The organism is Phenylobacterium sp., assembly GCF_035944335.1.
Taxonomy (GTDB): domain Bacteria; phylum Pseudomonadota; class Alphaproteobacteria; order Caulobacterales; family Caulobacteraceae; genus Phenylobacterium.
Genome location: NZ_DASZBG010000063.1, coordinates 15,447 through 33,304, shown reverse-complemented (window position 1 = coordinate 33,304; position 17,858 = coordinate 15,447). Strand labels below are relative to the sequence as shown.

Genomic DNA, 17,858 nt, shown 5'->3' with positions numbered 1-17,858 from the left:
GTGCGGCGGTGCATGTTGAGGCGGCGCGCGGTCTCCGAGACGTTGTGGTTGCACAGCTCATAGACCCGCTGGATGTGCTCCCAGCGGACGCGGTCGGCGCTCATCGGATTCTCCGGCGGGGCCGGCGAGTCGCCGACCTTGGCCAGGAGGGCGCGGACCACGTCGTCGGCGTCGGCCGGCTTGGAGAGGTAGTCGACGGCGCCGGCCTTCACCGCCTGCACCGCGGTGGCGATGTTGCCGTAGCCGGTGAGCATGATGATCTTGGCGTCGGGGCGCGCGTCGCGGACCGCCTCCACCACCTTCAACCCCGAGCCGTCCTCCAGCCGCATGTCGAGCACGGCGTAGGCGGGGGCGTGGGAGCGGACCGCAGTCAGCGCTTCGGAGACGCTGGCCGCGAGGGTGGGCTCGAAGCCCCGCTGCTCGAGCGCGCGGCCCAATCGGGTTCGCAATGGCGCATCGTCGTCGAGGAGGAGGAGGGTCTTGTCGCCAAGGGCGGCGACGTCGGTGGACAGGTCGGTCATGCAGTCACCCGGGGGTTGCTGGGGTGCTAAACGCGTGAGTGCGGCAGTTTGTCGCACTTTTTGTTCATTGGGCAAGTGTTGCGGCTCAACCTTCGCTGACCTCGACACGGGCCCTGGGCCAGCGCGCGGCGACGATGGCGCCGCGCGGCCGCCCATTCTGAAAGGTCACAACAGCCCCGGTTCGTTCCAACAGGGTCTTCGAGATGAAGAAGCCGAGGCCCATGCCGATGTGGCCGGTGCGCGAGCCCTCGGCGCCGGGACGGGTGGTGACATAGGGCTCGCCGAGCTTGGCCAGGATCTCCGGGGCGAAGCCGGGCCCGTCGTCGCGGACCTCCACCGAGACCGTCTCGGCGTCGAAGCGGGCGGTGACCAGCACCTCGGCGGCGGCGAAGTCGACGGCGTTCTCCACGAAGGAGGTGAAGGCGTGGATGATCTCCGGCATGCGCCGCAGGTCCGGCGCGGGCGTCCCCGGCGCGCCGGTGACGATGGCCTCGACGCGGACGTCCTTTACGCCGGCGTGCGGCTCGATCACCTCCTGCACCAGCTGGCGCAGCGACAGGCGCTCGTGCACCTCGTCGGAGGCCTTGTCCGGCGTGGCGGTCAGCCGGCGCAGGATCTCGCGACAGCGCTCGGCCTGGGCGGTCAGGAGCTCGGCGTCCTCCTTGACGGCCGCGGTGGGCGCCTCGCGGCCCAGCTCCTTGGCGACGATGGCGATGGTGGCGAGCGGGGTGCCGAGCTCGTGGGCGGCGGCCGCGGCCAGGGCTCCCAGCGCCGACAGCCTCTGCTCGCGCGACAACACCGTCTGGGTGACGTCGAGGGCGAGCGCCATGCGGGCGGCCTCCACCGCGGCCTGGCGGACGTAGCCCGCGATCAGGGCGATGCCGGCGATATTGGCGATCGCCGCGCCGAGCCGGTAGTCGCGCGACACGGCGAGCTGGATGCCGTCGGCGCTCGGCAGGGGCAGGGCGAGGAAGGCCAGCGCCAGCGAGGCGAGGCCCGCGAGACTGGCGAGCGCCAGGGTGTGGCGTAGCGGCAGGGTCGCCGCGCCCAGCGTCACCGGGGCGATCAGCAGCAGGACGAAGGGGTTGCCGGCGCCGCCGGTCAGGAACAGCAGGGCGGTGATCTGAAGGATGTCGACGGCGAGCTGGCCGCCGGCCTCCAGGTCGCCCAGCGTCCGCTGGCCGGGCGAGGCCACGCCGGTCAGGAGGTTGATCCAGGCGCCGGCCCCGATCACCCCGAAGCACAGGGGATAGGGCGCGTGGAAGTTCAGCAGGACGGCGGCGGCCACCAGCAGGAGGGCTTCGCCGGCCAGCACCAGCCAGCGCTGGGTGACCAGGGTGCGGACCCGCAGGCGGCCCCGGCGCGAGCCGGTTTCGTCCCACTCGCCGGTGGCGCGGTCGTCGTCGCCTTGCACGGCCGCGTGGTCGGCTCTATCGAGGCCGGTGACGGGCGTCATCGCCGCGGCGGCGGGGGTCCGGACGTTGGCCATGGCTCCGTCAGGATTGCGCGCCCGCCGGGCGCTGACGAGCCCTAACTCGCACGGAAAGGACCGATCGGACCATGAGCCGGGGATTCCTGGTCATCCTCGCCATCCTCGCGCTCGCCTTTGCGGTGATCACGGGCGTGGCCGTGAACAAGGGCCTGTTGGGCCAGCCTCAGCAAACCGCCGCCGTGGGCGGTCCGTTCCACCTTGTCGACCAGACCGGCCGCCCGGCCGACGAGGGCGTGCTCAGGGGCAAGTGGAGCGCGGTGTTCTTCGGCTACACCAACTGCCCCGACGCCTGCCCGACGACCCTGTTCGCGCTCGCCGCGGCGGAGAAGCAGCTGGGCGCCAAGGCGGGCGGCTTCCAGACGGTGTTCATCACCGTCGATCCGGCCCGCGACGATGCGAAGAAGCTGGCGAGCTACCTTTCCAATCCCGCCTTCCCGCGCCGCGCGCTCGGCCTGACCGGGACGCCGGCGCAGGTCGCCGAGGCCGCACGGGCCTACAAGGTGTTCTACCAGACGGCGAAGGACCCCAATGATCCGGGCAGCTACGCCGTCAACCACTCGACCTTCACCTATCTGATGAACCCGAAGGGCCGGTTCGCCTGCGTCATCCCCTATAACGCGGCGCCGCAGGAGATCGTCGGCCATCTCCGCAAGGCTATGGCGCTCGGCGACGGCGCGGAAAGCTGCTGAGTCCCGGCCGGGCCCGCAGTCGGCGCCCCAGTCTGGGCCGGTGAGTTATCGAGCTTCACCTTGTGGAGCCGATTAACGACTCGCATGTTAATGCTGCGGCGCACAAACTGGACCCGACATGCTCTACTCAATGTACGAAACCGGTTTCTACGCCGCCCAGCCGTGGCGGGCCCTGGCGCTGGCGGCGCGGGACTTCTGGTCCTCGCCGTACAATCCGGCCCGCGAGACGGAATTCGCCCGCAGCCTCTATGCCGGCGCCGACCTGTTCGCCAACCTCACCCGCCGCTACGGCAAGCCCGCCTGGGGCATCGATCAGGTGGAGATCGAGGGCCGGCCGGTGGCCGTGACGCCCAAGGAGGTCTGGGCGACGCCGTGGGTGAAGCTGCTGCACTTCGAGCGCAACGCCAAGGACCTGGCCGCCATCGGCCGCACCAGCGCTGAGCCCAAGCTGCTGATCGTGGCCCCCCTGTCGGGCCACTACGCCACCCTGTTGCGCGGCACGGTGCAGACCTTCCTGCAGGACCACGACGTCTATGTCAGCGACTGGGTGAACGCCCGCGAGGTTCCGCTGAGCGCCGGCAAGTTCGACTTCCACGACTACATCGACCACGTCCGCGACATGCTGAAAGAGCTCGGCCAGCGCCCGCATGTGGTCGCCGTCTGCCAGCCGGGCCCCGCCGTGCTCGCCGCCGCCAGCCTGATGAGCGAGGACAAGGACAAGAGCCGTCCGGCCTCGATGACCATCATGGGCTCGCCGATCGATGCGCGCCTGTCACCGACGGTGACCAACAAGCTGGCCGAGGACCGGCCCTTCGCCTGGTTCGAATCGAACATGATCTATCCGGTGCCGCCGCCGCATCCCGGCGTCGGCCGCCACGTCTATCCGGGCTTCGTGCAGTTGGCCGCCTTCATGTCGATGAACATCGATCGCCACCAGGAGGCCCACCGCCAGTACCTGCTGCACATGATGGACGGCGACGGCGACAGCGCCGAGAAGCACCTGGAGTTCTACGACGAGTACCTGTCGGTGCTTGACCTGACCGAGGAGTTCTATCTCCAGACGGTCGACATCGTGTTCCAGCGCTACCTGCTGCCCAAGGGCGAGCTGACGCACGACGGGCGCAAGGTGCGACCCGAGCGGATCACCGACATCGGCCTCCTGACCGTCGAGGGCGAGAACGACGACATCTCCGGCATCGGCCAGACGCGGGCGGCGCACCGGCTTTGCCTCAGCCTGCCGCCGGAGTTGAAGGAGGACTACGTCCAGCCCCACGTGGGCCACTATGGGGTGTTCAACGGGGCCCGCTTCCAGAACGAGATATATCCGCGGGTCCGTGAGTTCATCGGCCGCACCGACAAGACCTGAGACTCGACTCAGCGGCGTCCCTACATTCCCTGGCGATGTCTCCGTTCGGGCGGTCCCTCACCGACGGCGACCGACTGGAAGTGGCCGGCGCTGTCGTCACCTTGAAGATCAACCGGCGAGCCCGGCGCGTGTCGCTGCGCCTCGACCGCACGCGCCGCCAGATCGTGGCCACCGCCCCGTCCGCCCGCCGCCTGCCCGAGGCCGCCGCCTTCGCCCGCGAGCGGGCCGGCTGGATCGCCGAGCGGCTGGCCGAACTGCCGCCGTCCTCGCCCATCGCGCCGGGCATGACGCTCGAGCTGTTCGGAGAGCCGGTCTTGCTGGAGGCCGGCCAGGGGCGCGCCCGCTGGCACGAGGCGACGGACTTCACCCCGCACCGCATCGCCGCCATGGGCGAGGGCGAAGGCTATGCCCGGGCGGTGATCCTGATGATCCGGAAGCGGGCGCTGCAGGTGCTGGGCGCGCGCACCGCCTGCTATGCCGCCCAGCTCGGCGCGCCCATGCCCAAGGTGACGATCATGGACGCCAAGGGCCGCTGGGGCTCCTGCCGCCCCGACCGGCGCGGCGACGGCGGCTCGATCCGCTATTCCTGGCGCCTGGCGCTGGCGCCTTATGCGGTCGCCGACTACGTGGCCGCCCATGAGTGCGCCCACCTCAGGGAGCTGAACCACGGCCCGCGCTTCTGGGCCCATGTGAAGGCCCTGGTCGGCGACGAGCGCCCGCACCGCGCCTGGCTGAGGGCCGAGGGCGCCCGGCTGCACGCGTTCGGGAGCTAACCTCCCCCGCGTGCCTCGCGGGGAGGTTCAATACGGCGGCGTATTGGGGTCCGGCGGGCGCTCGGGATAGGGCTCCGGTGGGGCTTCGGACGGCGGGTGCAGCAACTGCTGGGCCCCGTTGATGATCTCGCCGAGCACGTCGGAGGCCGCGGGCGCCGGGGGTTCGCCGCCGGGAATCGGCTCGACCTTCAGTCGTGGCAGGGCGGCGGTCATATAGTCGTGCCAGATGCCGGCCGGCGCCGCGCCGCCGGTGACCTTCTTCATGGAGGTGTTGTCGTCGCGGCCGACCCAGACGGCGGTGACGAAGCCGCCGGTGTAGCCGATGAACCAGGCGTCGCGGTAATCGCTGGTGGTGCCGGTCTTGCCGGCCAGGTCGTAGCCCTTGACCGCGGCGCGCGTGCCGGTGCCCGAGGCGATCACCTGGCGCATCATGCGCACCATGTAGGACAGCGCCGGCTGGCCGATGACCGGGCGGCGGTCGCCGGCGCCCACGCCGTGGTCGTAGAGCACCCGGCCCGAGGCGGTGCGGATGCGCTCGATGGCATAGGCCTTGGCGTAGAAGCCGCCGTTGGAGAACGGGTCGTAGGCCTGGGCCATCTCCAGCGGGCTGACCTCGACGGCGCCCAGGGCCATGGAGGGGCTGAGCTGGATGGGCGAGGCGATGCCGAGCCGGCGCGCGGTCTGGGCGACATTGGTGGTGCCGACCTCGTTGGCCAGCCTCGCGGCCACCGTGTTGATGGATTCCTTCAGCGCCGTCTCGAGGTTGATCGGCCCGAGATATTTCCCGGTGTAGTTCCGGGGCGTCCAGTTGCCGATGGTGATCGGCTCATCGACCACGGGCGTATCGGGCGTGCGGCCGGCCTCCATGGCGGTCAGGTAGACGAAGGGCTTCCAGGAGGAGCCGGCCTGGCGCCTGGCCTGGGTGACGCGGTCGAACTGGGTCTGCAGATAGTTGGTGCCCCCGACGTAGGCGCGGACGCGGCCTTCGCCGTCGAGCGAGATCAGCGCGCCCTGCTGCACGCCCTGGTTCGCCGAGGCTGCGACGCCCTTCTGCAGCGCCAGCTCGGCCGAGGCCTGCAAAGGCAGGTCGAGGGTGGTCTCCACCACCAGGTCCTCGGTGGGTTCGCCCACCAGCTGGCGGACCTGGTCGTCCAGCCAGTCGGTGAAATATTGCGCCCGCTGGTTGGCGAGTACGGGATTCACCCGGACCTTTTGCTGGAAGGCCTCGTCGCGCTGCTGCGGGGTGATGGCGTGGATGCGCACCATCTCGTCGAGCACGATGGTGGCGCGACGCGCGGCGCGGTCGGTGGCGGCCACCGGCGAGTAGCGCGACGGCCCCTTCATCATGCCGGCCAGCAGAGAGGCCTCGCCCAGCGACAGCTGCGAGGCGGGCTTGCCGAAATAGCGCTGCGAAGCGGCCTCGATGCCATAGGCGCCGGCCCCGAAATAGACCCGGTTCAGATAGAGCTCGAGGATCTGCTTCTTGGAGAACTTGGCCTCCAGCCAGACCGCCAGGATCAGCTCCTGGATCTTGCGCCGATAGGTCTGGCTGGGCGTCAGGAACAGGTTGCGGGCCAGCTGCTGGGTGATGGTCGAGCCGCCGCGCAGGGGGCCGCCATGGTGCACGGCGTTGTAGGCGACGCTGCGGGCGATGCCCCAGGGGTTGAAGCCGAAGTGGTAGTAGAACCAGCGGTCCTCGATGGCGATGAAGGCCTTGGGGACATAGGGCGGCAGCTTGTCGAGATCGACCGGCGGGGCGTACTGGCTGCCGCGCACCGAGACCAGGCCGCCGGAGCGGTCCAGATAGGAGACCGACGGCTGGCGCTTGACCTCATAGAGCTTCGAGGTGTCCGGCAGATCCACCGCGAACACGGCGAAGAACGCCACCAGGAAGATCAGCGACCAGACGCCGACCACCAGGGTCCAGTAGATGAACCCCTGCAGAGGCGTGCGCCTGGGGCGGGGGGCGTCGGGACCGCGACCGCCTGGTCCCGGCGACTGGGCGTTGGCCATGTGGTCCGTCGTTCCTGTCGTCTCTTAGGGCCGCCCCGACCCGGGCCTGTGCTTATCTCACCGCACCGATGCATGCGACAAGATTGACGCGGCATGAACGCACGCCGGCCCGCCCGCAAGCCGACCTTCAATCACCGCCGGCGCATTTCCGGAGTCCGGCCGGATCGAAGAGCGCGCCGCGCACCTGGCGGAACAGCAGGGAGGCGCTGGGCGGGTCGCGGTTGGCCATAACCACCATGGCGACCCGGTCGTCCGGATAGGCCGTCGCCTCCACGGTCACGCCCGGCGCGCCGCCGTTGTGCCCGAACCAGCGGTGGCCCCCGCTCACCCCCACGCCGAAGCCGAGGCCATAGTCCAGTTCCGCCATCGGCCCGTGGGCGGGCATGGCGACGATCTGGGTGGTCGTGAGCTTCTGCAGCATCGGGGCGCTGACCAGCCGCCCGGCCAGCAGGGCGGCGAAGAACCTCTGCATGTCGGCGGCTGTGCCATAGGCGCCGCCGGCCGGATTGCCGCGCAGGCTGGCCTCGATGGATGGGCGCAACGGGCCGGCCGGCGGAGGCGCCGGCGGCTGGCCGGGTCCCGGCAGGCGCATCATCTGCGGCGGTCCGGCGGCGGCTCCGGGCGATGGCGGAGGCATGGCCGTCATGCCCACCGCGCGGGTCGCGGCCGGGCCGGGCTCGAGACCCGTGGCCGTCATGCCCGCGGGCGCGAACACATGGTCGCTGAGGTAGCGGCCGTAATCCTGGCCGGAGACGCGCTCGACCAGCCGTCCGAGGATCAGGAAGCCGCTGTTGGAATATTCGAACCGCGCGCCGGGCGTGAAGGCCGGTCGGTCCGAGGCGACCAGCGGCATCAGCTCGGCCACCGTCCGGGCCCGGGCGATGGCCGGCAGGTTCTGCGGCGTGAAGAAGTCGCCAAGGCCGCCGCTGTGGGTGAGCAGTTGGCGGACAGTCACGGCCGCGGCCTGCGGCGTCAGGCCGGTGACATAGCGCCCGACCGGGTCGTCCAGCCCGACCTTGCCGGCCTCGATCAGTTGCGCCACCGCGACGGCGGTGAACATCTTGCCGGCCGAGCCGAGGTTGAAGCGGCTCTGCGCCCCGATGGGCGGGCTGCCCGGGGCCCCGGTCACGCCGCGGGCATAGGTCGCCGCCATCCCCGGACCGACGACCGAGGCCACGCCGGAGACGTCGAGGGACTCGGCCTGGACGGCCAGGCACCTTTCCATCGCCGGCCCGGCCGGTGGCGGCGCGGCTTGGCCGGGCATAGGCGCCGCCATGGCGAACAGCGCCGCGCCGGCGCCGAGGCTGCGCAAGACCAGGTCCTTCATCGTCCGCTCCTCCCGAGATCGCCGACGAGCAGATGCGGCCGCCACGTTCAATTGATAGACATCCGGTTGAATGAGGTTGCAGGCCAGGCTCGCGGCGACCAAGGAACCGGCCATGCTGGAGACCATCGAGATCGATGACCCTCGCGCGGCGCGGCCGTTCACGGTCCCGCGCCAGCGCCGCATCCTGCTGTCCCTGATCCCGCAGGCCCGTTCGCTCAGCGAGCTCTCCCGATTGACCGATACGCCGCTCAACCTGCTGCACCACCATGTCGCCAGGTTCCTGCGGCTCGGCCTGGTGACGATGGCCCGTCAGCAACCGCGGGCCGGGGCGCCGATCAAATACTACCGGGCCAACGCGCGCAGCTTCGTCGTGCCGGCGGAACTGATGGCCTCTTCGCCGGGGGCGGGCATGGCCGGCCAGTTGCGCGAGCAGCTTGACCGCAGCCTTTCCCAAGCGGTCACCGGGTTCGTCTTCACCCACGACGATCAGGGCCCGCGCATGCGGCCGCGGCGGGACCCGGAGCTGCGCGCCCGGGCCGCCGAGCTGTGGCTCGACCTGCGCCTGAGCGACGCGGACGCCGAGCTGTTCTCCCGTGAGCTGAGCGGCCTGCTGCACCGCTTCGAGGCGCGCGCCCAGCCTTCGCAGCCCCGCTACATCGTGCATGCCGCCTTTGCGCCGGTGGCGGGCGAGACGAGGTCAAGCCGCAAGCGGACGGGGTGAACCCAGGGCGCCTATTCGACAGCTAACAACCGGTGTGACGAAATTTGCGGTTGCGGGACATCTTAACAGTGTTATCTTAGCGGTGCTCAGTTCGCTGTGCGTCGTTGGTGGGGATACCGGCGGCGGACCCTCGCGGCGGACTGGGCCGCTGCCCGTCTTGAGCAACGTCATCTCCTCGAACCAGCTGGAGGGCTTTCCATGAAGCTCCATACCCTTGCGGCCGCCTGCGCCGCCGTCTTCTCCCTGTCCGCCACCGCAGCGCTCGCCGCCGAACCGGTGGTCGTGAAGCTGCAGGCCCCCGTCGCCCAACCGGTGAAATTCATCGCCGGCGGCGCGGTCTTCGATTGCCAGGCCGACACCTGCGTGGCCAACGCGACCACCTCGAACACCTTCGGCGCCGACACCTGCAAGGCCGTCGCGGCCAAGGTCGGCGCGGTGGCCAATTTCACCGGCCGCCGGGCGCTCGACGACGCGCGTCTGGCCCAGTGCAACGTGGCGGCCATCGCCCCCAACTCGGCGCTCGCCAAGCGCTGATTTTTTCGGCTCTCCCCAGCGGCTCAATGTTGTCGAGCGCTGTAACTGCAAAAGGGCGTCGGTCATGCCGACGCCCTCTTTTTTAGACGATCCAGCCGGAGGGCAGGCTCCCGGCGCTGACGCCCACCAGGACCATCTGATCGCCGTGGCCCAGGTCGATGACCGTGTCGGCGCCCACTTGCGACACCGAATAGGCCGTGCCGGGATCGATCATCACGTGGTCGCCCTTGGCCGCGTCGAAGCCCAGCACCCGGTCCATCCCGGCGCCTGAGAAGGTGTGGAAGGTGTCGGGTCCGGCGCCACCCTGGATGGTGTCGTCGCCGCGGTCCCCGGAGATCCACTCCGCCCCGGAGCCGGCGACGATGGAATCGTCGCCCTGGCCGCCGCGCAGGATGTCGCCGCCGGTCCCGCCGACCAGGGTGTCGTTCCCCAGGTTTCCGTAGACGATGTTGCCGCCGCCGTGGGCGGTGATCATGTCATTGCCCTGGCCGCCCACTAGCCAGTCGCCGACGGCGGAGCCGCCCACGATGGTGTCGTCGCCCTGGTTGCCGTTGATGTCGTTGAACCCGGCGCCGCCCACGATGGAATCGTTGCCCTCGCCGCCGCGCAGATAGTTCGAACCGGCGCCGCCGGTGACGGTGTCGTCGCCGACGCCGCCCATCAGGGTGGCGTCCGCGTGCTGTGCGGTCAGCACCTGGCCGGCCGTTCCGGTGGAGGCCGTCGGCGCCTGCTCGGTGAAATTGACCGCCACCGGGTAGCTCGCCGAGCCCGTGGCGTCGGTGACCCGCGCCCAGGCCATGTAGTGTCCGTCGCCGCTGGTGGGCAGGGTGATGTCTATATAGCCGCGCGCGACGTCGGCCGCGGTGACGGCGATGCCGCCGCCCTGGTTGTGATAGGTCGTGGCCCCGGTGTCCTTGTCGAGCTCGACGAAGGCCTCCCCCACCTGGGTGACGGCGATGCGGAAGGTCGGCGTGGCGTCGTCGGTCGTGGCGCCGTTGGCCACCGGCCCGGTGACCGCGCCCACGTCGTCGAGGACGGTCACCGCGGGCATGGCGGGCGTCGACGGGCTGGCGGCGGTGTGCGGATCGAGGGTCAGGGTGTGGATCGTCCCGCCGTCGTTCCAGTCGACCGCCATCACCCCGCCGGCCTGGGCCGTGATGCCGGCGATCTGGCCGGCGAGCTCGATGTGGCCGGCCGTCAGCGAATGGCCCGCCGCGTCGTAGAGCTGCAGCAGCGGCTGGCTTCCATCGAGGCCGTGATCGAGCTCGGTGCCGTGGTAGGCGACCAGGAAGCCGCCGCCCTGGCCGGCGACGAGGTGGAAGTCCTGGCCGGCCGCCGTGCTCGTGCTGGCCACCGTCGCGCCCGTGGCGTCCTGGATGCGGATCTCGCCCCAGGTTCCGTGGCCGCCGCTCTGATAGATCAGGACGTAGCCGCCGCCGGCCACGGCCGCGACGTCATAGGGACCGATCACCGCGCTGTTGAGCACGAGCTCGGCGCCGACCTTGTGGCCGGCGGCGTCGAATTTCTGGGCGTGCAGGACGTTGAAGCCGGACGAGACGTCGATGAAGCTCTCGACGTGTCCGCCGTCGGTGGTCGGCGTGGACAAACTCATGACTGGATAACCCCCCGCAAGCGTACTGCTGCTCGACCGCGCCCCAGGTCACCAAGAGGCGGGGCGCGTCTCTCCGCCACCCCAACCGCGACAGGCCTCGGCGGGTTCCTAAGGCCCAGCTGAAGATCGTGAGCTTGGCCGGTTCACATCCTCGCGAGCGGGGCGCGCGCGATGGCCTCACGAGCCCTGTGAGCATTCCGCAGCGGCGGCTCTGTCCCGTCTTGTTGCGGCGCGGGAGGGCGCATGCTATCAGGCGCGCGGCTTTGGGCCGGGGGTGGTTACGACCCTTCGATCCGAAGTGCTTTTTCCAAGCGCTTTCAAGCCTTTAAGCTGCAGCGGCGATCGCCGCGGCGACGTGTCCATACCGACCGGGCGGAAGAGTTTAAGTGGCGGACGAATCCAACGCGTCGAACCTAGGCGGCCGATACGCGCAGGCCCTGTTCGATCTGGCGACCGACGAGAAGGCGCAGGCGGCTGTCGAGGCCGACCTGAAGTCGCTGAAGGCCGCCTTGGCGGAGAGCCGCGACCTGAAGATCCTGATCGGCTCGCCGGCCTTCAGCGCCGAGGACAAGGGCAAGGGCCTGGCCGCCATCGCCGACAAGGCGAAGTTCAATCCCACCACCAAGAAGTTCCTCGGCCTGCTGGCGGCCAACGGCCGCGCGAACGCCCTGGCCTCGGTGATCACCGGCTTCGAGGACCTGGCGGCCAAGGCGCGCGGCGCCGTGTCGGCCGAGGTCACCACCGCCCTGCCGCTCAGCGCCGCCCAGGAAAAAGGCGTCGCCGCCGCCCTGCGCCAGGCGCTCGGCAAGGACCCTGAAATCACCACCCGCGTGGACCCCGCCATTCTCGGCGGCATCCGCGTCAAGGTCGGTTCCCGTCTGTTCGACGCTTCGCTCCGCTCGAAGCTCGAGTCTCTGAAATTCGCCCTGAAGAGAGCGTAAGCCCATGGATATCCGCGCCGCCGAGATTTCGGCCATCCTGAAGTCCCAGATCGCCAACTTCGGCCAGGAAGCCGACGTGTCCGACGTCGGCCAGGTGCTGTCGGTCGGCGACGGCATCGCCCGCGTCTTCGGCCTCGACAACGTCCAGGCCGGCGAGATGGTGGAGTTCACCAAGGCCGGCGTGAAGGGCATGGCGCTCAACCTGGAGCGCGACAACGTCGGCATCGTGATCTTCGGCCAGGACCAGGCGATCGGCGAGGGCGACGAGGTCCGCCGCCTGTCGGAGATCGTCGACGTGCCGGTCGGCAAGGGCCTGCTGGGCCGGGTGGTCAATCCGCTGGGCGAGCCGATCGACGGCAAGGGCCCGCTGACCAATGTCGCCGAGCGCCGCCGGGTGGACGTCAAGGCGCCGGGCATCATCCCGCGCAAGTCCGTGCACGAACCGGTGCAGACCGGCCTGAAGGCCATCGACACCCTGATCCCGATCGGCCGCGGCCAGCGCGAGCTGATCATCGGCGACCGCCAGACCGGCAAGACCGCGGTGGCCATCGACACCATCCTGAACCAGAAGGCGATCAACGCCGGCACGGACGAGAGCGCCAAGCTCTATTGCATCTATGTGGCCATCGGCCAGAAGCGCTCGACCGTCGCCCAGATCGTCAAGACCCTCGAGGAGCGCGGCGCGCTCGACTACACCATCGTGGTCTCCGCCACGGCCTCCGAGCCCGCGCCGCTGCAGTTCCTGGCGCCCTTCGCCGGCTGCGCCATGGGCGAGTGGTTCCGCGACAACGGCATGCACGCCGTGATCATCTATGACGACCTCTCCAAGCAGGCCGTCGCCTACCGCCAGATGTCGCTCCTGCTGCGCCGCCCGCCGGGCCGCGAAGCCTATCCGGGCGACGTGTTCTACCTGCACAGCCGCCTGCTGGAGCGGGCCGCCAAGCTCAACGAGGACAATGGCTCGGGCTCGCTGACCGCCCTGCCGCTGATCGAGACCCAGGCCAACGACGTCTCGGCCTATATCCCGACCAATGTGATCTCGATCACCGACGGCCAGATCTTCCTGGAGACCGACTTGTTCTTCCAGGGCATCCGCCCGGCCGTGAACGTCGGCATCAGCGTCAGCCGCGTGGGCTCCTCGGCCCAGATCAAGGCCATGAAGACCGCCGCCGGCCCCATCAAGGGCGAGCTCGCCCAGTACCGGGAAATGGCCGCCTTCGCGAAGTTCGGCTCCGACCTGGACGCCGCCACCCAGCGCATGCTGGCCCGCGGCGAGCGCCTGACCGAGCTTCTGAAGCAGCCGCAGTATGCGCCGCTGTCGGTGGAGGAGCAGGTGGCGGTGATCTACGCCGGCACCCGCGGCTTCCTGGACCGCACGGCGACGGCCGACGTCGGCCGCTGGGAGCGCGAACTGCTGAGCTTCCTGCACGCCAGGCACCAGGACCTGCTGGACGAGGTCCGCACCAAGAAGGACCTCGGCCCCGTGGAAGATCGCCTGAAGGCCGCGCTCACCGCCTTCAACGAAACCTTCGCCTAGAGCCCGGCTGGGAGACGAGTAGCCCGCCATGGCCAGCCTGAAGGACATGCGCAGCCGGATCGGAAGCGTGAAAGCCACGCAGAAGATCACCAAGGCGCTGCAGATGGTCGCCGCGGCCAAGCTGCGCCGCGCGCAGACCAATGCCCAGAACGCCCGGCCCTACGCCCAGCGCATGGCCGCGGTGATCGCCAACCTGGCGGCCGGCGTCACCGGCGACGGCGCGCCGCGCCTGCTGGTCGGTACGGGCTCTGAGCAGAAGCAGCTGGTGGTGGTCGCCACCTCCGACCGCGGCCTGGCCGGCGGCATCAATTCCTCGGTCGTGCGCGCCGCGCGCGAACGGATCGGCGCCCTGATCGCCGAGGGCAAGGACGTCAAGATCATCACCGTCGGCCGCAAGGCCCGCGACCAGCTGCGCCGGCTCTATGCCGACCGCAACGTCGGGATGTTCGAGGTGGGCGCTGCGCCCTCGCTGGAAACCGCCGAGTTGGTGTCAGCCCGCGTCCGCGAGCTGTTCGACGCCGGCGACGTGGATGTGGTCACCATCTTCTTCAGCCAGTTCAAGTCGGTGGTCACCCAGACCCCCACCGGCAAGCGGCTGATCCCCGCCGAGGTCGAGACCGGCGCGCCCGCCATCGACCTGAAGGGCGCCTCCTACGAGTACGAGCCCGACGAGGCCTCGATCCTCGAGGCGCTGCTGCCGCGCAACCTGACCACCCAGATCTTCTCCGCCATGCTGGAGAACCAGGCCGGCTTCTTCGCCGCCCAGATGACGGCGATGGACAACGCCACCCGCAACGCCGGCGACATGATCGCCAGCCTCACCCTGCAAATGAACCGAGCCCGCCAGGCGCAGATCACCAAGGAGCTGATCGAGATCATCTCCGGCGCCGAAGCGATCTAGACTTTCGAGAGAGTTGGACCCCATGGCCACCACCACCGCCAAGAAGCCCGCCGCGAAGAAGACCCCGGCCAAGGCCGCTGCGCCCAAGGCGCCCGGCGCCGTGAAGGGCGTCGCCACCGGCCGCCTGGTGCAGATCATCGGCGCGGTCGTCGACGTCGAGTTCGAAGGCCACCTGCCGGCCATCCTCAACGCGCTCGAGACCACCAACACCGACCAGCGGACCGGCGAGCCCTTCCGCCTGGTGCTCGAGGTCGCCCAGCACCTGGGCGAGAACACCGTGCGCGCCATCGCCATGGACACCACCGAGGGCCTGACCCGCGGTCAGCCGGTGGTCGACACCGGCCGGGCGATCACCGTGCCGGTGGGCCCCGCCACGCTCGGCCGGATCATGAACGTCATCGGCGATCCGATCGACGAGGCCGGCCCGATCGCCTGGGACCACTCCAGCGTCATCCACCGCGAGGCGCCGTCCTTCGCCGAGCAGGCCACCTCGGCCGAGGTGCTGGTCACCGGGATCAAGGTGATCGACCTGCTCTGCCCCTACACCAAGGGCGGCAAGATCGGCCTGTTCGGCGGCGCCGGGGTCGGCAAGACCGTGACCATGCAGGAGCTGATCAACAACATCGCCAAGGCCTACGGCGGCTACTCCGTGCTGGCCGGCGTCGGCGAGCGGACGCGCGAGGGCAACGACCTCTACCACGAGATGATCGAGTCCGGCGTGAACCAGGCCGGCGGCGGCGGCGAGAGCCGTTGCACCCTCGTCTACGGCCAGATGAACGAGCCGCCCGGCGCGCGGGCCCGCGTGGCCCTGACGGGTCTGGCCCAGGCCGAGTACTTCCGCGACGAAGAGGGCAAGGACGTGCTGCTCTTCATCGACAACATCTTCCGCTTCACCCAGGCGGGCTCGGAAGTGTCGGCCCTGCTGGGCCGCATCCCCTCGGCGGTGGGCTATCAGCCGACGCTGGCCACCGAGATGGGCAATCTGCAGGAGCGGATCACCTCGACCTCGAAGGGCTCGATCACCTCGGTGCAGGCGATCTACGTGCCCGCCGACGACCTCACCGACCCGGCGCCGGCCACCTCCTTCGCCCACCTGGACGCCACCACGGTGCTGTCGCGCGACATCGCCGCCCAGGGCATCTTCCCGGCGGTCGACCCGCTGGACTCCACCTCGCGGATCATGGACCCGCTGGTGATCGGCGAGGAGCACTACAATGTCGCCCGCCGCGTGCAGGAGACCCTGCAGCAGTACAAGGCGCTGAAGGACATCATCGCCATCCTCGGCATGGATGAGCTGTCGGAAGAGGACAAGCTGGTGGTGGCCCGCGCGCGCAAGATCGCCCGCTTCCTGTCGCAGCCGTTCCACGTGGCCGAGCAGTTCACCAACATGCCGGGCGTGTTCGTCAGCCTGGAGGACACCATCCGCTCGTTCAAGGCGGTGGTTGAGGGCGAGTACGATCACCTGCCGGAGCCGGCCTTCTTCAACGTCGGCACCATCGAGGACGCGGTCAAGAAGGCCGAACAGCTGGCGGCGGAAGCCTAGGGGCCATGGCCGACAAGCTGCAGTTCTCCCTGGTCTCGCCGGAACGCGAGCTGTTCGCGGGCCCCGTGGATCAGGTCGACGCGCCGGGCTCCGAAGGCGACTTCGGGGTTCTGGCGGGTCACGCGCCGTTCATGACGACTTTGAAAGAAGGTCAGGTGCGGGTGCACAACGAGGGCAGGGTCACGGTCTTCGAAGTGCGCGGCGGCTTTGCCGATGTGACGCCGGAGGGTCTGACCATCCTGGCCGAGCACGCGGCGGAAGCGGCCTAGCCCGCATAAAAAGTCGGTTTGTAATTTTTTGCCGTAGTCATGACGCGCTGAGGCCTTGCGAATGTCGCCAGCCTTAAGTTTAGTGCGCGGCGAGAAGTCAGGGGTTTGAAGTCCATGCGCACCGCCCACGTCCGTCTGATCCTCGCCGCCGGCCTCGCCACCGCCGGCGCGAGCCTCGCCTGGGCGCAGGCGCCCGCGACCAGCGCGCCGCCGTCCACGCCGACGCCGGCCGCCGCCCCGCCTTCGGGCCCGGCGCCCACCACCTCCTCGGCGCCGCTGCCGCAGACCTCGCCGGTCGCGCCCGCCAATCCGGCGACCCCCGCCGGCGCTGCGGCCCAGGGTGTTCCGCCCACCACCGCGCCAGCCACGGCCGCGCCGCCGGCCGCGCCGGCCGCCGACGAGCCGCCGCCCGCCGTGCCGACCACCGGCGACGGGGCGGTGATCGTCAGCGTGCTGGAAAAGGTCTGCGTGCCGCTGGTGCGCGGCGGCAATCTCGACCAGCTGGCCGCCCAGCTGCCCGGCATGCGCAAGAACCGCCGCGACGGGACCTGGACCATGCCGCTCGGCGGCACGCGCGACTACCAGGTGACCGTGCTGGCGCAGGGCGTGAACAAGGACGTCTGCCAGGCCGAGGTGCACTTCGCCATCGGCCAGGACGCGCCGATCGTCAAGGCGATCAACATCTGGTCGTTCCTGCACAAGCCGGAGCTGATCTCCACGGCCAACTATGTGCAGGTCGAGGGCGACGGCGTGAAGCGCGTGCGCAAGTCCTGGGAGCACCTGGAGTCGAATTCCTCGACGGCGGTGAACTTCACCACCTGGCGCAAGCCCGACGACAGCTCGCTCAACCGCGGCTACGACACCGGCATCCTCTACTACCAGGAACGCAAGTTCTGATGACCTGGACCGACGCCGCGGGCCTCCTCGGCGTCGTCCTCATCCTCATCGCCTATGCCGGCGCGGCGCTCGGCCGCCTCGATCCGAAGCGCGCGGCCTCGCTGGCCGCCAATTTCGCCGGCGCGAGCCTGATCCTCCTGTCGCTGGCCCATGCCTTCAACCTCTCGGCCGTGGCCATGGAAGGCGCCTGGGCGCTGGTCTCCCTGGCGGGGCTGGCGCGGTTGGGGTGGAAGCGGTTGCGCGGCTAGGCGGGCTTCGCCGCGAAGGCGGCAAACGCCTTGGCCACGGCCTCGTAGGCCGGCCGCTTGAACGGCACGATCAGCTCCGGCGCTTCCGCCAGATAGCCCCAGCGCCAGGCGTCGAACTCCGGCTCGTGGTGGGCGGTCAGGTCGAACTCGCGCTCTTGGCCTTCAAATCGGAACGCGAACCACACCTGCTTCTGGCCCTTGAAGTTGCGGCTGCGGTGGGCCGGCGCGTCGGGCGGGAAGTCGTAGGCGATCCAGTCGTCGGTGCGGCCCAGGAGGGTGACGCTGCGGGCGCCGGTCTCTTCCTCGAGCTCGCGGCGGGCGGCGGCCTCCAGGTCCTCGCCAGCGTCCACCCCACCCTGCGGGAACTGCCAGTTATGCGGCGGCGGGGTGGCCGCGCGCCGGCCGAGCCAGACGCGTCCGTCGGGGTGGAACAGCACCACGCCGACGTTGGGCCGATAGGCCGAGAGGTCCATC

The 17,858-nt window shown here is 69.9% G+C and carries 18 protein-coding genes; 12 read left to right on the top strand and 6 right to left on the bottom strand.

Annotated features, from left to right (window positions below; translation table 11 throughout):
• Nucleotides 1-521 (bottom strand): ActR/PrrA/RegA family redox response regulator transcription factor (locus tag VGT80_RS11240; protein WP_327455806.1); only part of this gene is annotated, 521 nt, incomplete at its 3' end.
• Between the two features lie 85 nt (nucleotides 522-606).
• Nucleotides 607-2,010, bottom strand: a complete 1,404-nt coding sequence (locus VGT80_RS11235; protein ID WP_327455804.1) for an ActS/PrrB/RegB family redox-sensitive histidine kinase — start codon at nucleotides 2,008-2,010, stop codon at nucleotides 607-609.
• Nucleotides 2,011-2,081: 71 nt separating this feature from the next.
• On the opposite strand from VGT80_RS11235, the gene VGT80_RS11230 reads away from it, so the two are divergent.
• The 3 genes from VGT80_RS11230 (at nucleotide 2,082) to VGT80_RS11220 (ending at nucleotide 4,841) form a co-directional block, all read left to right on the top strand.
• Nucleotides 2,082-2,702 carry an SCO family protein gene (locus VGT80_RS11230; protein ID WP_327455802.1) on the top strand — a complete coding sequence of 207 codons (621 nt, stop codon included), beginning with the start codon at nucleotides 2,082-2,084 and terminating at the stop codon, nucleotides 2,700-2,702.
• Between the two features lie 118 nt (nucleotides 2,703-2,820).
• Nucleotides 2,821-4,068 (top strand): polyhydroxyalkanoate depolymerase, encoded by a 1,248-nt coding sequence (locus VGT80_RS11225; RefSeq protein WP_327455800.1) that lies wholly within the window; start codon nucleotides 2,821-2,823, stop codon nucleotides 4,066-4,068.
• Between the two features lie 80 nt (nucleotides 4,069-4,148).
• Nucleotides 4,149-4,841 (top strand): M48 family metallopeptidase, encoded by a 693-nt coding sequence (locus VGT80_RS11220; protein WP_327455798.1) that lies wholly within the window; start codon nucleotides 4,149-4,151, stop codon nucleotides 4,839-4,841.
• 27 nt (nucleotides 4,842-4,868) lie between these two features.
• Here the strand turns inward: VGT80_RS11220 and VGT80_RS11215 are convergent, their stop codons facing one another.
• Together VGT80_RS11215 and VGT80_RS11210 are read right to left on the bottom strand one after the other, a co-directional pair.
• Nucleotides 4,869-6,854, bottom strand: a complete 1,986-nt coding sequence (locus VGT80_RS11215; protein ID WP_327455796.1) for a penicillin-binding protein 1A — start codon at nucleotides 6,852-6,854, stop codon at nucleotides 4,869-4,871.
• Nucleotides 6,855-6,981: 127 nt separating this feature from the next.
• A complete protein-coding gene (locus VGT80_RS11210; protein ID WP_327455794.1) occupies nucleotides 6,982-8,181 on the bottom strand; it encodes a serine hydrolase domain-containing protein in 1,200 nt (399 codons plus the stop codon).
• Nucleotides 8,182-8,251: 70 nt separating this feature from the next.
• Between VGT80_RS11210 and VGT80_RS11205 the strand changes: the two genes are divergently transcribed.
• A complete protein-coding gene (locus VGT80_RS11205; protein WP_327455792.1) occupies nucleotides 8,252-8,902 on the top strand; it encodes a winged helix-turn-helix domain-containing protein in 651 nt (216 codons plus the stop codon).
• Nucleotides 8,903-9,100: 198 nt separating this feature from the next.
• On the top strand, nucleotides 9,101-9,436 hold the full coding sequence (locus VGT80_RS11200; RefSeq protein ID WP_327455790.1) for a CC_3452 family protein: 336 nt from the start codon (nucleotides 9,101-9,103) through the stop codon (nucleotides 9,434-9,436).
• 82 nt (nucleotides 9,437-9,518) lie between these two features.
• Here VGT80_RS11200 and VGT80_RS11195 read toward each other — a convergent pair whose 3' ends face one another.
• Entirely contained in the window at nucleotides 9,519-11,048 is a 1,530-nt protein-coding gene (locus VGT80_RS11195) for a calcium-binding protein (protein ID WP_327455788.1), read from the bottom strand.
• Between the two features lie 386 nt (nucleotides 11,049-11,434).
• Between VGT80_RS11195 and VGT80_RS11190 the strand changes: the two genes are divergently transcribed.
• The 7 genes from VGT80_RS11190 (at nucleotide 11,435) to VGT80_RS11160 (ending at nucleotide 17,384) form a co-directional block, all read left to right on the top strand.
• Nucleotides 11,435-11,989 carry a F0F1 ATP synthase subunit delta gene (locus VGT80_RS11190; RefSeq protein ID WP_327455786.1) on the top strand — a complete coding sequence of 185 codons (555 nt, stop codon included), beginning with the start codon at nucleotides 11,435-11,437 and terminating at the stop codon, nucleotides 11,987-11,989.
• A 4-nt stretch (nucleotides 11,990-11,993) separates the two neighbouring features.
• Nucleotides 11,994-13,526 (top strand): F0F1 ATP synthase subunit alpha, encoded by a 1,533-nt coding sequence (atpA, locus tag VGT80_RS11185; RefSeq protein WP_327455784.1) that lies wholly within the window; start codon nucleotides 11,994-11,996, stop codon nucleotides 13,524-13,526.
• A gap of 28 nt (nucleotides 13,527-13,554) precedes the next feature.
• On the top strand, nucleotides 13,555-14,427 hold the full coding sequence (locus VGT80_RS11180; RefSeq protein ID WP_327455782.1) for a F0F1 ATP synthase subunit gamma: 873 nt from the start codon (nucleotides 13,555-13,557) through the stop codon (nucleotides 14,425-14,427).
• 22 nt (nucleotides 14,428-14,449) lie between these two features.
• Entirely contained in the window at nucleotides 14,450-15,970 is a 1,521-nt protein-coding gene (gene atpD, locus VGT80_RS11175) for a F0F1 ATP synthase subunit beta (protein ID WP_327455780.1), read from the top strand.
• A 5-nt stretch (nucleotides 15,971-15,975) separates the two neighbouring features.
• Nucleotides 15,976-16,239, top strand: coding sequence for an ATP synthase F1 subunit epsilon (locus tag VGT80_RS11170; RefSeq protein WP_327455778.1), 264 nt, complete (start codon nucleotides 15,976-15,978; stop codon nucleotides 16,237-16,239).
• Nucleotides 16,240-16,353: 114 nt separating this feature from the next.
• Nucleotides 16,354-17,136 carry a hypothetical protein gene (locus VGT80_RS11165; RefSeq protein WP_327455776.1) on the top strand — a complete coding sequence of 261 codons (783 nt, stop codon included), beginning with the start codon at nucleotides 16,354-16,356 and terminating at the stop codon, nucleotides 17,134-17,136.
• On the top strand, nucleotides 17,136-17,384 hold the full coding sequence (locus VGT80_RS11160) for a CBU_0592 family membrane protein (RefSeq protein ID WP_327455774.1): 249 nt from the start codon (nucleotides 17,136-17,138) through the stop codon (nucleotides 17,382-17,384). The genes VGT80_RS11165 and VGT80_RS11160 overlap by 1 nt, the downstream gene beginning before the upstream one ends.
• Here VGT80_RS11160 and VGT80_RS11155 read toward each other — a convergent pair.
• Nucleotides 17,381-17,857 carry an RNA pyrophosphohydrolase gene (locus tag VGT80_RS11155; RefSeq protein WP_327455772.1) on the bottom strand — a complete coding sequence of 159 codons (477 nt, stop codon included), beginning with the start codon at nucleotides 17,855-17,857 and terminating at the stop codon, nucleotides 17,381-17,383. The two genes, VGT80_RS11160 and VGT80_RS11155, sit on opposite strands and share 4 nt — an antisense overlap.
• Nucleotide 17,858: the final 1 nt, after the last annotated feature.

Bases quoted from the DNA above. Each gene is read 5' to 3' on its own strand.
- VGT80_RS11165 (WP_327455776.1), top strand. From the start codon at position 16,354: ATGCGCACCGCCCACGTCCGTCTGATCCTCGCCGCCGGCCTCGCCACC.
- atpA (WP_327455784.1), top strand. From the start codon at position 11,994: ATGGATATCCGCGCCGCCGAGATTTCGGCCATCCTGAAGTCCCAGATC.
- VGT80_RS11225 (WP_327455800.1), top strand. From the start codon at position 2,821: ATGCTCTACTCAATGTACGAAACCGGTTTCTACGCCGCCCAGCCGTGG.
- VGT80_RS11160 (WP_327455774.1), top strand. From the start codon at position 17,136: ATGACCTGGACCGACGCCGCGGGCCTCCTCGGCGTCGTCCTCATCCTC.
- atpD (WP_327455780.1), top strand. From the start codon at position 14,450: ATGGCCACCACCACCGCCAAGAAGCCCGCCGCGAAGAAGACCCCGGCC.
- VGT80_RS11155 (WP_327455772.1), bottom strand. From the start codon at position 17,857: ATGGACCTCTCGGCCTATCGGCCCAACGTCGGCGTGGTGCTGTTCCAC.
- VGT80_RS11205 (WP_327455792.1), top strand. From the start codon at position 8,252: ATGAGGTTGCAGGCCAGGCTCGCGGCGACCAAGGAACCGGCCATGCTG.
- VGT80_RS11195 (WP_327455788.1), bottom strand. From the start codon at position 11,048: ATGAGTTTGTCCACGCCGACCACCGACGGCGGACACGTCGAGAGCTTC.
- VGT80_RS11180 (WP_327455782.1), top strand. From the start codon at position 13,555: ATGGCCAGCCTGAAGGACATGCGCAGCCGGATCGGAAGCGTGAAAGCC.
- VGT80_RS11200 (WP_327455790.1), top strand. From the start codon at position 9,101: ATGAAGCTCCATACCCTTGCGGCCGCCTGCGCCGCCGTCTTCTCCCTG.
- VGT80_RS11235 (WP_327455804.1), bottom strand. From the start codon at position 2,010: ATGGCCAACGTCCGGACCCCCGCCGCCGCGGCGATGACGCCCGTCACC.
- VGT80_RS11170 (WP_327455778.1), top strand. From the start codon at position 15,976: ATGGCCGACAAGCTGCAGTTCTCCCTGGTCTCGCCGGAACGCGAGCTG.
- VGT80_RS11230 (WP_327455802.1), top strand. From the start codon at position 2,082: ATGAGCCGGGGATTCCTGGTCATCCTCGCCATCCTCGCGCTCGCCTTT.
- VGT80_RS11210 (WP_327455794.1), bottom strand. From the start codon at position 8,181: ATGAAGGACCTGGTCTTGCGCAGCCTCGGCGCCGGCGCGGCGCTGTTC.
- VGT80_RS11215 (WP_327455796.1), bottom strand. From the start codon at position 6,854: ATGGCCAACGCCCAGTCGCCGGGACCAGGCGGTCGCGGTCCCGACGCC.